Source organism: Stenotrophomonas sp. GD03654, assembly GCF_029845105.1.
Taxonomy (GTDB): Bacteria; Pseudomonadota; Gammaproteobacteria; order Xanthomonadales; family Xanthomonadaceae; genus Stenotrophomonas; species Stenotrophomonas africana.
Genome location: NZ_JAOCLC010000016.1, coordinates 17,922 through 30,485, shown reverse-complemented (window position 1 = coordinate 30,485; position 12,564 = coordinate 17,922). Strand labels below are relative to the sequence as shown.

Genomic DNA, 12,564 nt, shown 5'->3' with positions numbered 1-12,564 from the left:
GCAATCAGGCGCTCAGGACTTTGCGGCCCTTGGCGCGGCGACGCGACAGGATCTTGCGGCCGTCAGCGGTCTTCATACGGGCACGGAAGCCGTGGTCGCGCTTACGCTTGAGGTTGCTGGGCTGGTAGGTGCGCTTCGTGGCCATTGGGGGCCTCTCGTATGAATGGGACGGAAAGAACCGGAAATTCTAGAGAGGTACCCTGCCCCAAGTCAACCCCTGTCAGCTACGCGAATTCACTGGGCTGTGCAATAGCTGTGGATGTTTTTGTGAATAAGTAGGGGACAAGCATTCCGAAGGCGGGCGCTCGGTGGTAGTCTGAGCCATCCATTTCCCCCCTTTCCGGCCTGTGTTTGGGCGCCTTGTCGCGTCCATGCCCCGGCCACCGGACGATTATTGCTGATGGATGCCTGGTCCCGTAGTCTCGAGCGCCTCGAAGCGGAGTTCCCGCCGGAAGACGTTCATACCTGGTTGAAGCCGCTGCAGGCTGATCTGCGCGTGGACAGCCTGGTGCTGTATGCACCGAATGCCTTCATCGTCGACCAGGTCCGCGAGCTGTACCTGGCCCGGATCCGCGAACTGCTGGCTCATTTCGCCGGTTTCAGCGACGTTTTTCTTGAAATCGGCTCGCGCCCGCGTCCTGTGGAGGCGCAGATCGCGCCGGTTTCCACGCCGTCGGCGCATGTGTCCAGCGAACCGCAGGTGCCCTTCGCCGGCAACCTGGACAACCACTACACGTTCGCCAACTTCGTCGAAGGCCGCAGCAACCAGCTGGGCCTGGCCGCCGCCTTCCAGGCAGCGCAGAAGCCGGGCGACCGCGCGCACAACCCGCTGCTGCTGTACGGCGGCACCGGCCTGGGCAAGACCCACCTGATGTTCGCCGCCGGCAACGCGATGCGCCAGGCCAATCCGGGCGCGAAGGTGCTGTACCTGCGTTCGGAACAGTTCTTCAGCGCGATGATCCGGGCCCTGCAGGAAAAGACCATGGATCAGTTCAAGCGCCAGTTCCAGCAGGTGGACGCGCTGCTGATCGATGACATCCAGTTCTTCGCCGGCAAGGACCGCACGCAGGAAGAGTTCTTCCACACCTTCAACGCGTTGTTCGATGGCAAGCAGCAGATCATCCTGACCTGCGACCGCTATCCGCGCGAAGTCGAAGGTCTGGAAGCGCGCCTGAAGTCGCGTCTTGCCTGGGGCCTGTCGGTCGCGATCGAACCGCCGGACTTCGAGACCCGCGCCGCGATCGTGCTTGCCAAGGCACGCGAACGTGGTGCGGAGATTCCCGATGATGTTGCGTTCCTGATCGCCAAGAAGATGCGCTCCAACGTGCGCGACCTCGAGGGTGCGCTGAATACCCTGACCGCCCGCGCCAACTTCACCGGCCGCGCGATCACCACCGAATTCGCCCAGGAAACCCTGCGCGACCTGCTGCGCGCCCAGCAGCAGGCGATCAGCATTCCCAACATCCAGAAAACCGTTGCCGACTACTACGGCCTGCAGATCAAGGATCTGCTGTCGAAGCGTCGGACCCGCTCGCTGGCCCGCCCCCGCCAGGTCGCCATGGCGCTGACCAAGGAACTGACCGAGCACAGCCTGCCCGAGATCGGCGACGCCTTTGCCGGTCGCGATCACACCACGGTGCTGCATGCCTGCCGCCAGATCCGGACCCTGATGGAAACCGACGGCAAGCTCCGCGAGGACTGGGACAAGCTGATCCGGAAGCTGAGCGAATGATGCACGGATGCCGATGAGGCGTCATCGCACAAAACGGTGCAGAATCCGGTAGCAAGCGCGGGACACGTTGTGGATAAAAAAGGCGTCTGAAATCGCGTCGGATTTATCCACAGCTTTCCCCACCCTCTGGGGGTCGGTAATACAGAGGGTTTCGAGGTCTGAAATCCTTTTATTTACAAAGACTTAGCGTTGTTTTCCAGCGATTCTGTCTCTACCAGCACCACCAAGCTTTTGATTTATTCCACATTTTTTAAAGCATAGGGGCACGGAACCACATGCGTTTCACACTGCAGCGCGAAGCCTTTCTCAAGCCGTTGGCACAGGTCGTCAACGTGGTCGAACGCCGCCAGACCCTTCCGGTTCTGGCCAATTTCCTGGTCCAGGTGCAGAACGGCCAGCTGTCGCTGACCGGTACCGACCTGGAAGTGGAGATGGTGTCGCGGATCGCGGTTGAAGATGCCCAGGACGGCGAAACCACCATTCCCGCCCGCAAGCTGTTCGAGATCATCCGCGCCCTGCCCGATGGCAGCCGGATCACCGTCTCGCAGACAGGTGACAAGATCACCGTGCAGGCCGGTCGCAGCCGTTTCACCTTGGCCACCCTGCCCTCCAATGATTTCCCTTCGGTTGACGAAGTGGAAGCCACCGAGCGCGTGGCCATCGGCGAAGCGACCCTGAAGGAGCTGATCGAGCGCACCGCGTTCGCAATGGCCCAGCAGGACGTGCGCTACTACCTCAACGGTCTGCTGTTCGACCTGCGCGGTGATGCACTGCGTACCGTTGCCACCGACGGCCACCGCCTGGCTCTTTGTGAAACCGACCTGGCCAAGCCCAGCGGTTCCAAGCGCCAGATCATCGTGCCGCGCAAGGGCGTGACCGAACTTCAGCGCCTGCTGGAGAGCGGCGATCGCGAGATCGAGCTGGAAGTCGGCCGCAGCCACGTGCGCGTCAAGCGCGACGATGTCACCTTCACCTCCAAGCTGATCGACGGCCGTTTCCCGGATTACGAAGCGGTGATCCCGATCGGTGCCGACCGCGAAGTGAAGGTTGATCGTGAAGCACTGCGTGCCTCGCTGCAGCGTGCTGCGATCCTGTCCAACGAGAAGTACCGCGGTATCCGCGTGGAAGTCTCGCCGGGCAACCTGAAGATCAGCGCGCACAACCCGGAGCAGGAAGAAGCCCAGGAAGAGATCGAAGCCGACACCACGGTCAGCGATCTGGCCATTGGCTTCAACGTGAACTACCTGCTGGATGCCCTCTCCGCCCTGCGCGACGAGGAAGTGATCATCCAGCTGCGCGACTCCAACTCCTCGGCGCTGGTGCGTGAATCCAGCAGCGAGAAGTCGCGCCACGTGGTGATGCCGCTGCGTCTCTGACTGCAGCCTGTTCCACGTGGAACCGAAGGACGCCCGGGATTTTCCCGGGCGTTTTTTTTTTGCAGGTTCCACGTGGAGCATCGGGGATCGCGGAATCTCTAGGTCTGGGCGAATGCCTTGCTCGAGATTGCTGCTTGGCGATAGTTCTTGGTTGCCCCTCCGATGCAATCGGCCCTGCGCGGTAGGAATCCAGGTTGCTGACTTGGGCGCTGCCCAGCCAACTTCGATCGAGTAAGCAGTTCCGGGTCTTCAGCCTGATCGCAGGTGACTCGATCTGGTCGGATGGATGAAGCGGATCGCATCCGCTATCGCAGTGGTTGCTTCATCTGCAGACGTCACTGTCCACAGGCCTGGTTGGGGCCGGATCAGGGCTGGCCTAGCTTCTAAATCTGGGTATAAATCTAAAGCATGGTGGTGATGGTAGGCCCAGATTTCGTGGAAAAATGCATTATCCAATTGATTTTTAAGAGATTTATGCAGATGAAACCCCCTGTATAGAGGCCCCTCAGGCTGGGGGGGAACCTGTGGATAGTTTCGCAGGTCGGGCAAAAGGGCTTTTTTATCCACAGTTTGCCCATACCTTGTGTATAAGTCATACAGACCCGCTGTGGACAGCGTGAAACGAATGGGCTGAATTCTTTGAAATCTGTGGAACCCTCCACGGCATCGCATCGTAGATTTCAAGAAATCTGTGCGGTGTTCGCGCAACCCACCGTCGGGGCACCTGGCGATGCTTGCGGAATGAGGCTGAAATCACTGAAATCTGAGGGCCTGCACCCTGCGCCGCCGCTCAGAATTCAAGGATTCCGGGGCATATCCAGACCCAGGCGAGCACAGGTGAGGGAGCGCCACCACGTGGAACACGCGTAGGGCTGCCAGGCGGAGGCTTCAGCACAGTGGCGATGTCTGGCGCGCCACGGCTGGCTTGACCGATGCAGTAAGCTGATGGATTCCCTGCCCCACTACCGCCTCGTGCGGATGGTCTTTCGCGCCCCATGCTTATCCGCCGCCTCGCCTTGCACCAACTGCGTCGCTTCAGTGCGGTGGACCTGTCGCCCCAGCCGGGATTGAACCTGCTGACCGGCGACAATGGTGCCGGAAAGACCAGCGTGCTCGAAGCCCTGCACCTGATGGCCTACGGGCGCAGCTTCCGTGGCCGGGTGCGCGACGGTCTGGTGCGCCAGGGTCAGGAAGCGCTGGAAATCTTCGTGGAATGGGACGAACAGCGTGCCGATCACCCGCCCCACCGCCGAAAGGCCGGGCTGCGTCACAGCGGCCAGGACTGGAAGGGGCGATTGGATGGCGAAGATGTCGCGCAGCTGGGTAATCTCTGCGCAGCGCTGGCGGTGGTGACGTTCGAGCCCGGGAGCCACGCACTGGTCAGCGGGGGCGGAGAACCCCGCCGCCGCTTCCTCGATTGGGGCTTGTTCCACGTGGAACCGGATTTTCTATCGCTGTGGCGCCGCTACTCCCGTGCGCTGAAGCAGCGCAATGCCCTGCTCAAGCAGGGCGGGCCGTCGCGGATGCTCGATACCTGGGACCATGAGTTGGCCGAGGCCGGAGAACCGTTGACCAGCCGCCGTCAGCACTATCTGGAGCGTCTTCAACAGCGCACGGTGGCGTTGGCCGCCAGCCTGGCTCCGCAACTCGGCATCCAGGGACTGGAACTGAGCCCCGGTTGGCGGCGGCATGAGCTTCCCTTGGCCGATGCCCTGCTTTTGGCCCGGGAACGTGACCGGCAGGCCGGATACACCTCGGTCGGTCCACATCGGGCGGACTGGAGTGTGGATTCCCATAGCATTCCGGGACGTGATGCGCTGTCCCGCGGTCAGGCCAAGCTGACGGCATTGGCTTGCCTGCTGGCACAGGCCGAAGACTATGCGGAACAGCGCGGCGAATGGCCGGTGATCGCTCTGGACGATCTGGCCTCGGAGCTGGATCGCACCCACCAGGCGCGGGTACTGGAGCGCCTGCTCAGTGGGCCGGCACAGATCTTCATCACTGCCACTGAAACTCCGGCGGCGCTGCAGGACCTGACCCACATCGCCCGGTTCCACGTGGAACATGCACAGATCGTGGCTGTGCCATAGTGGGCACATCAGGGCCGTTAGACCCCGGCTGGTATAATTCGGGTTGGAACCCTTTCATTCTCGGCACATCGCTCCACGCGGTGGCCGACCTGCGGAGCCTACGGCAAGCGCAATGAGCGACGAACAGAACACCCCGGCAAACAACGGCAATTACGACGCCAACAGCATTACCGCCCTGGAAGGCCTGGAGGCTGTCCGCAAGCGTCCCGGCATGTACATCGGCGACGTGCATGACGGCACCGGTCTGCACCACATGGTGTTCGAGGTCGTCGACAACTCGATCGACGAAGCGCTGGCCGGCCACGCCGACCACGTAGCCGTGACGATCCACGCCGATGGCTCGGTCTCGGTGTCCGACAACGGCCGTGGCATCCCGACCGGCAAGCACGAGCAGATGAGCGCCAAGCTCGGTCGCGAAGTGTCTGCCGCCGAAGTGGTGATGACTGTCCTGCACGCAGGCGGCAAGTTCGACGACAACAGCTACAAGGTTTCCGGCGGCCTGCACGGCGTAGGCGTCAGCGTGGTCAATGCGCTGTCGCAGAAGCTGCTGGTGGACGTGTTCCAGAACGGCTTCCACTACCAGCAGGAATTCAGCAACGGCGCCGCAGTGACCGCGCTGGCCAAGCTGGAAACCACCACCAAGCGCGGTACCACCGTGCGCTTCTGGCCGTCGACCGTCGCCTTCCACGACAACGTGGAGTTCCACTACGACATCCTCGCCCGCCGCCTGCGCGAACTGTCCTTCCTCAATTCCGGCGTCAAGATCGTGCTGGCCGATGAGCGCGGCGAAGGCCGTCGCGACGATTTCCACTACGAAGGCGGCATCCGCAGCTTCGTGGAGCATCTGGCCCAGTTGAAGACCCCGCTGCACCCGAACGTCATCTCGGTCACCGGCGAGCACAACGGCATCGTTGTGGATGTAGCGCTGCAGTGGACCGACTCCTATCAGGAGACGATGTACTGCTTCACCAACAACATTCCGCAGAAGGACGGTGGTACCCACCTGGCCGGTTTCCGCGGTGCCCTGACCCGTGTGCTCAACAACTACATCGAGCAGAACGGCATCGCCAAGCAGGCCAAGATCAACCTCACCGGCGATGACATGCGCGAAGGCATGATCGCGGTGCTGTCGGTGAAGGTGCCGGATCCGAGCTTCTCCAGCCAGACCAAGGAAAAGCTGGTCAGCTCCGACGTGCGCCCGGCGGTGGAAAACGCCTTCGGTGCGCGCCTGGAAGAGTTCCTGCAGGAGAACCCGAACGAAGCCAAGGCGATCGCCGGCAAGATCGTTGACGCCGCGCGTGCACGTGAAGCGGCGCGCAAGGCCCGCGACCTGACCCGCCGCAAGGGCGCGCTGGATATCGCCGGCCTGCCGGGCAAGCTGGCCGACTGCCAGGAAAAGGATCCGGCGCTGTCCGAACTGTTCATCGTCGAGGGCGACTCGGCAGGTGGCTCGGCCAAGCAGGGCCGCAACCGCAAGAACCAGGCCGTGCTGCCGCTGCGCGGCAAGATTCTCAACGTGGAACGCGCACGTTTCGACCGCATGCTGTCCTCCGACCAGGTCGGTACGCTGATCACCGCGCTGGGCACCGGCATCGGCCGTGACGAGTACAACCCGGACAAGCTGCGTTACCACAAGATCATCATCATGACCGACGCCGACGTCGACGGCGCCCACATCCGCACCCTGCTGCTGACGTTCTTCTATCGTCAGATGCCGGAGCTGATCGAGCGGGGTTACGTCTACATCGGCCTGCCGCCGCTGTACAAGATCAAGCAGGGCAAGCAGGAGCTGTACCTGAAGGACGACCCGGCGCTGGACAGCTACCTGGCCAGCAGCGCAGTGGAAAACGCTGCGCTGGTACCGGCCACCGGCGAGCCGGGCATTGAAGGCCTGGCCCTGGAAAAGCTGCTGCTGACCTACGCCGCCGCGCTGGATTCGATCGAACGCAACGCGCATCGCTACGACCGCAACCTGCTCGAAGCGCTGGTCGATTTCGTGCCGATGGATCTGGACAGCCTGCGCAATGCCGGCGAAGGCGAAGGCCTGGATGCCTTGGCCAAGCGCCTCAACCAGGGCAGCCTGGGCAGCCCGCGCTTCAGCCTGGAACTGCAGGAACCGAACGATGAGCGCCCGGCCGCCGTGCTGGTGACCCGTCGCCACATGGGCGAACAGCATATCCAGGTGCTGCCGATGTCGGCCTTCGAAAGCGGCGAACTGCGCGCGATCCACCAGGCGTCGAAGCTGCTGCACGGTCTGGTGCGCGAGGGCGCGACCATTTCCCGCGGCGCCAAGTCGATCGAAGTCGACAGCTTCGCCAAGGCGCAGAACTGGCTGCTCGAGGAGGCCAAGCGCGGCCGCCAGATCCAGCGATTCAAGGGCCTGGGTGAAATGAATCCGGAGCAGCTGTGGGACACCACGGTGAATCCGGAAACCCGTCGACTGCTGCAGGTACGCATCGAAGACGCTGTCGCTGCCGACCAGATCTTCAGCACCCTGATGGGCGATGTCGTCGAACCGCGTCGCGACTTCATCGAAGACAACGCGCTGAAGGTCGCAAACCTGGATATCTGACACAATCGGGACACGGCCGGTGCGCGGGGAGGCGCGCCGGCCTTCGACCCTTGAACGCAGGTACCTGATGTCCGCATCCGCCCCGGTTTCCGCCCCGCCCCCGATTCCGCCGGCTTCGGTCGCGCCGCGTGCCGGTTCCCCGTTGGCGGGCTTCTTCATTGACCTGGGCATTGCCGCCGTCACCCTGTTCGGCCTGAGCATGATCACCGGGCTTTTGTGGGGGTTCTACCGCGCGATCATGGTCAGTCGTGCCAACGCGGAGGCCAATGGCGGCGTGCTGTCGCCTGATGCAATCGGCGCGGCGGTTGGCCAGCCGGGTGCGCTGGCGCAGATCCTGATGGCGTTGATTGCCACCGGAGGCGCCGCACTGCTGTTGTACTTCTGGCGCCGTCCCGCCAATGCGGACGAACGCCTCGCCTCCCGCCAGGCACTGCGGCGGCCCTCGACCTGGGGCTGGACACTGCTGGTGGCCACGCTGATCGTGCTCGGCAGCAACGGCATCGCGTTCCTGGCCAGGCAGTTCGGCATCGAGCCGGTGCCGACCAACGTGGAACTGATGCAGAACGCGATCGCGCGTTTCCCGCTGTTCCTGGTGCTGTTTGCCGTGGTGCTTGCCCCGGCTTACGAGGAGCTGCTGTTCCGCCGCGTGTTGTTCGGGCGCCTGTGGCAGGCGGGCCGCCCCTGGCTGGGCATCATCCTCAGCAGCCTGGCCTTCGCGCTGGTGCATGAAGTGCCCGGCCTGAGCAAGAATTCGCTGCTGGGGATGGCCCAGTTGTGGCTGGTCTATGGCGGCATGGGCGCCGCGTTCTGCTGGCTCTACCAGCGCACCGGTACGCTGTGGGCGGCGATCACCGCGCATGCGCTGAACAATGCTGTCGCGCTTGCCGCGATGGTGTTCCTGGGGTCAACGTAACGCCGTGTCCGCTTGACGAAAGATTAAGCCGCTACGCTACACACTGCGCATATGAACGCGGGGGAGCTTCCATGAAACAACTGCTGCTGGCCCTTGTCATCACCACCCTGGTCAGCGCCTGCGCGACCACGACGTCGCCGACCGGGCGCCGGCAGATGGTGGGCGGCGTATCACAGGCGCAGCTGGACCAGCTGGGTGCACAGGCGTTCGCCGAAACCAAGCAGAAGGAAAAGATCAGCACCGACGGCCGCCAGAACGGCTACGTGCAGTGTGTGGTCAACGCGCTGGTCGCGCAGCTGCCTGCCCAGTACCGTGGCGTACGGTGGGAGACCGCGGTGTTCGTCGACAAGGAGCCCAATGCCTTCGCCCTCCCCGGCGGCAAGGTGGGCGTGAACACCGGCATCTTCACCGTCGCCAAGAACCAGGACCAGCTGGCTGCCGTAATCGGCCACGAAATCGGCCATGTCATCGCTCGCCACCACGAAGAGCGCATCACCCGGCAGATGGGCGCGCAGACCGGCCTGGCCGTGCTCGGCGCGCTCGCCGGGGCCGCCTACGGCGAGGGTGCCGCCAGCACCGTGAACCAGCTTGGCGGGATGGGCGCGCAGACCGCCTTCCTGCTGCCCGGCTCGCGCACCCAGGAGAGCGAGGCCGATGTGATCGGCCAGCGACTGATGGCCCAGGCCGGCTTCAACCCGGCCCAGGCGGTCGATCTGTGGCAGAACATGATGGCCGCCAGTGGCGGTCGCAGCCCACAATGGCTCTCCACGCACCCTGACCCGGCCAACCGGATCCAGGAACTGCGGCGCGATGCACCGGCTCTGACGCCGGTCTATCAGCAGGCGCAGGCGGCCGGACTGCGGCCAAAGTGCGGATGAGTGCGCAGTTTTATGCTGTATTGCAGCACATAAAACGATTTCTCACGCCATCTGTTTCTGATACGTTTGGCGGCTCAGATTTTTCTGACAGTCCGACTTTGCCGCTAACCGGCGGTTCGATCGAGGTGAACGATGATTTTCCGTAACCACAAAGCTGTGCTTTCCGTCCTCGTCGCGACCGCCCTGACCGGCGCCGTGGTCACCGATGCCTTCGCGCAGTCCTCGCGCTCCTCCGAGCGCGGCAACCGCGGCGGCAAGCAGGCCAAGGCCGAGGTGCTGTACCCGAACGCGACCCGCCAGGAGCCGACGGTCAAGGCTTCGGCCAAGCTGGGCAGCAAGCTGCAGAAAATGATCGACAGCTACAACAAGGAAAAGTTCCCGGAGACCCGCACGCAGGCCGACGCCATCCTGGCTGACAGCGCCGCGAACGAGTACGACAAGTCGCTGGCCGCACAGCTGGCCTCGCAGGCCGCCTACCAGACCGACGACACCGCAGCGGCGATCGCCTACCTGAAGCAGGTCCTGCAGTTCAACGGCCTGGACAACAACGGCCACTTCCAGTCGATGCTGATGCTGGGCCAGCTGGAACTGCAGGAAGACAAGACAGCCGAAGGCCTGGCCACTCTCGACAAGTACTTCGCCGAGAGCAAGTCGACCAAGCCGGAAGAGCTGATCGCCAAGGGCCAGGCGCTGTACCAGCTGGAGCGCTACCAGGAAGCGATTCCGGTGCTGAAGCAGGCCATCGCTGGCTCGACCGAACCGAAGGACAACTGGAACCAGCTGCTGATGGCGGCCCTGTCCGAAGCCGGCCAGTCCGGTGAAGCGGTCAAGGAAGCCGAGGCCCTGGCTGCCAAGAACCCCAACGACAAGAAGGCCCAGCTGAACCTGGCCAGCATGTACATGCAGGCCGACCAGATGGACAAGGCGGCTGCGGTGATGGACAAGCTGCGCAGCAGCGGCCAGCTCACCGAAGAGCGCGAGTACAAGCAGCTGTACTCGATCTATGCCAACACCGAACACAAGGAAAAGGACGTCATCGCGGTCATCAACGAAGGGTTGCAGAAGGGCATCCTGAAGCCGGACTACCAGGTCTACCTGGCGCTGGCCCAGTCCTACTACTACTCCGACCAGGTGCCGCAGGCGATCGATGCGTGGCAGAAGGCTGCCCCGCTGTCCAAGGACGGTGAGACCTACCTGAACCTGGCACGCGTCCTGCATGCCGAAGGTCGCATCCCGGAGGCCAAGCAGGCCGCCCAGCAGGCGCTGGCGAAGGGTGTGAAGAACCAGGCTGATGCCAAAAAAATCATCAACCTGAAGTAAGTAGGAATAACGCCTGAATGCCTGCCCAGTTGATGCGCAGGCGCTCAGGATTGGTATAAGCTTGGAGGTTCCTGCGGTGTCATGCACCGCTGATCAGGGATTCCGCCCCCGGCATCCCGGCCCCACTATTGAGCTCTTGGCGCATGACGGAACAACTAGTCGTTCACCGGTACGAACAACCCGATGACAAGGGGCTGAGCTGGCCTCGCATCGTCGGCATCGCGTTTGTAATCGCCCTGCATCTGGCCGCCTTCATGATGCTCCTGATCCCCGCCGTGGCCCCCAAGGCCGTGGCTGAGAAGGAGCGTAACGTCATGGTGACCATCGTCGACGCACCGCCGCCGCCGCCCCCGCCGCCGCCGCCGCCGCCGCCGACAGATACTCCGCCGCCGCCGGTGAAGAATCTGTCGCCGCCGAAGCCGTCGCCGGTCCCGCCGCCGCCGCAGGCGCCGGTCGTGGACGTGCCGGAACCGCGCCCGAGCGATATCGTCACCCCGCCGTCGCCGCCCGCGCCGCCGGCACCTGCGACCTCGATCGAGGCCAGCGTGGACATCTCGTCGAAGGCCATGAATCCGCCGCGCTACCCGCCGGCAGCCTTCCGCGCTGGTATCCAGGGCGAAGTGATCCTGATCATTGATGTCGATGCCAGCGGCAACGTCACCAATGTCACGGTGGAAAAGTCCAGCCGTAACCGCGACCTGGACCGTGCTGCGATGGAAGCGGCTCGCAAGTGGCGCTTCAACGCCGCTGAATCTGGCGGTAAGAAGGCGGCAGGTCGCGTTCGCGTCCCGGTCAACTTTGCGCTGAACTGATGCGTCCGGGTGGCCGCCTGGCCACCCCCGCTCCCGGTTCGATTGTTTAGCTTAGCTACACCCTTTATCACCACACACAACAAAGGTAAGCGTCATGCTGCAGGAAATTTTCATCGCCGCTGCTGCCGGGGGCAATCCGTCCAACGCCCTGTCGCAGATGGGCTTCGAGCACCTGATCCACGAAATGACCACCAAGCCGGGTGATTTCGCGGTTTCCTGGGTCGTGCTGCTGACCCTGATCGCCATGTCGGCCATGTCCTGGTACTGGACCGTCATCAACATCTTCCGTGCCACCCGCCTGAAGAGCGCCGCCGATCGCGTCGTCAGCCTGTTCTGGGATACCCCGAACGCGCAGGACGCCATCCGTGCGATGGAAGAACAGCCGGCTTCCGAGCCGTTCTCCAAGATCGCCCTGGACGCTGCCCAGGCTGCTGCCCACCACCAGCGCGCTGAAGGCGGCGCCACCGGCGGCGTGGGTGAGAACCTGAGCCGTTCGGAGTTCGTCGACCGCGCTCTGCGTCAGGCCGTCACCCGCGAAAGCAACAAGCTGCAGTCGGGCATGACCCTGCTGGCCACCGTCGGTGCAACCGCTCCGTTCGTCGGTCTGCTGGGTACCGTGTGGGGCATCTACGGCGCGCTGATCAAGATCGGTGCCACCGGCTCCGCTTCGATCGACGCCGTTGCCGGCCCGGTGGGTGAAGCGCTGATCATGACCGCGATCGGTCTGTTCGTCGCGATCCCGGCTGTGTTCGCCTTCAACTTCTTCAGCAAGATCAACAGCGCGACCATCAGCAAGTTCGATACCTTCGCGCACGACCTGCACGACTTCTTCGCCACCGGCTCGCGCGTCCGCTAATTGCGGCGCGCGTCA

10 protein-coding genes are annotated in these 12,564 nt (G+C 63.4%); 9 read left to right on the top strand and 1 reads right to left on the bottom strand.

From position 1 onward, the window contains the following. Positions 1–4: 4 nt before the first annotated feature. Positions 5–145, bottom strand: coding sequence for a 50S ribosomal protein L34 (rpmH, locus tag N5J73_RS08535; protein ID WP_005411729.1), 141 nt, complete (start codon positions 143–145; stop codon positions 5–7). Between the two features lie 255 nt (positions 146–400). Here rpmH and dnaA point away from each other — a divergent pair, with 255 nt between their 5' ends. The 9 genes from dnaA to exbB all read left to right on the top strand — a co-directional run bounded on the left by dnaA (position 401) and on the right by exbB (position 12,549). Further along, positions 401–1,732, top strand: coding sequence for a chromosomal replication initiator protein DnaA (gene dnaA, locus N5J73_RS08530; protein WP_049447420.1), 1,332 nt, complete (start codon positions 401–403; stop codon positions 1,730–1,732). Positions 1,733–2,007: 275 nt separating this feature from the next. Beyond that, the gene (gene dnaN, locus N5J73_RS08525) at positions 2,008–3,108 is read left to right on the top strand and encodes a DNA polymerase III subunit beta (protein WP_005411731.1); all 1,101 of its coding nucleotides are present in this window, start codon (positions 2,008–2,010) and stop codon (positions 3,106–3,108) included. Positions 3,109–4,103: 995 nt separating this feature from the next. Further along, a complete protein-coding gene (recF, locus tag N5J73_RS08520; protein WP_049447421.1) occupies positions 4,104–5,198 on the top strand; it encodes a DNA replication/repair protein RecF in 1,095 nt (364 codons plus the stop codon). A 112-nt stretch (positions 5,199–5,310) separates the two neighbouring features. Then, positions 5,311–7,770 (top strand): DNA topoisomerase (ATP-hydrolyzing) subunit B, encoded by a 2,460-nt coding sequence (gene gyrB, locus N5J73_RS08515; protein ID WP_049447422.1) that lies wholly within the window; start codon positions 5,311–5,313, stop codon positions 7,768–7,770. Positions 7,771–7,837: 67 nt separating this feature from the next. After that, entirely contained in the window at positions 7,838–8,683 is an 846-nt protein-coding gene (locus N5J73_RS08510; RefSeq protein ID WP_049447423.1) for a CPBP family intramembrane glutamic endopeptidase, read from the top strand. 71 nt (positions 8,684–8,754) lie between these two features. Next, positions 8,755–9,561 (top strand): M48 family metallopeptidase, encoded by an 807-nt coding sequence (locus N5J73_RS08505; RefSeq protein WP_006479406.1) that lies wholly within the window; start codon positions 8,755–8,757, stop codon positions 9,559–9,561. A 132-nt stretch (positions 9,562–9,693) separates the two neighbouring features. Beyond that, a complete protein-coding gene (locus N5J73_RS08500; RefSeq protein WP_049447424.1) occupies positions 9,694–10,881 on the top strand; it encodes a tetratricopeptide repeat protein in 1,188 nt (395 codons plus the stop codon). Between the two features lie 254 nt (positions 10,882–11,135). Continuing rightward, a complete protein-coding gene (locus N5J73_RS08495; RefSeq protein ID WP_170272480.1) occupies positions 11,136–11,693 on the top strand; it encodes an energy transducer TonB in 558 nt (185 codons plus the stop codon). Positions 11,694–11,787: 94 nt separating this feature from the next. Then, entirely contained in the window at positions 11,788–12,549 is a 762-nt protein-coding gene (gene exbB / locus N5J73_RS08490; RefSeq protein ID WP_005411738.1) for a TonB-system energizer ExbB, read from the top strand. Positions 12,550–12,564: the final 15 nt, after the last annotated feature.

Coding starts and splice junctions, on each gene's coding strand:
- N5J73_RS08495 (WP_170272480.1), top strand. CDS start 11,136: ATGATGCTCCTGATCCCCGCCGTGGCCCCCAAGGCCGTGGCTGAGAAG.
- dnaN (WP_005411731.1), top strand. CDS start 2,008: ATGCGTTTCACACTGCAGCGCGAAGCCTTTCTCAAGCCGTTGGCACAG.
- exbB (WP_005411738.1), top strand. CDS start 11,788: ATGCTGCAGGAAATTTTCATCGCCGCTGCTGCCGGGGGCAATCCGTCC.
- N5J73_RS08510 (WP_049447423.1), top strand. CDS start 7,838: ATGTCCGCATCCGCCCCGGTTTCCGCCCCGCCCCCGATTCCGCCGGCT.
- N5J73_RS08500 (WP_049447424.1), top strand. CDS start 9,694: ATGATTTTCCGTAACCACAAAGCTGTGCTTTCCGTCCTCGTCGCGACC.
- rpmH (WP_005411729.1), bottom strand. CDS start 145: ATGGCCACGAAGCGCACCTACCAGCCCAGCAACCTCAAGCGTAAGCGC.
- gyrB (WP_049447422.1), top strand. CDS start 5,311: ATGAGCGACGAACAGAACACCCCGGCAAACAACGGCAATTACGACGCC.
- dnaA (WP_049447420.1), top strand. CDS start 401: ATGGATGCCTGGTCCCGTAGTCTCGAGCGCCTCGAAGCGGAGTTCCCG.
- recF (WP_049447421.1), top strand. CDS start 4,104: ATGCTTATCCGCCGCCTCGCCTTGCACCAACTGCGTCGCTTCAGTGCG.
- N5J73_RS08505 (WP_006479406.1), top strand. CDS start 8,755: ATGAAACAACTGCTGCTGGCCCTTGTCATCACCACCCTGGTCAGCGCC.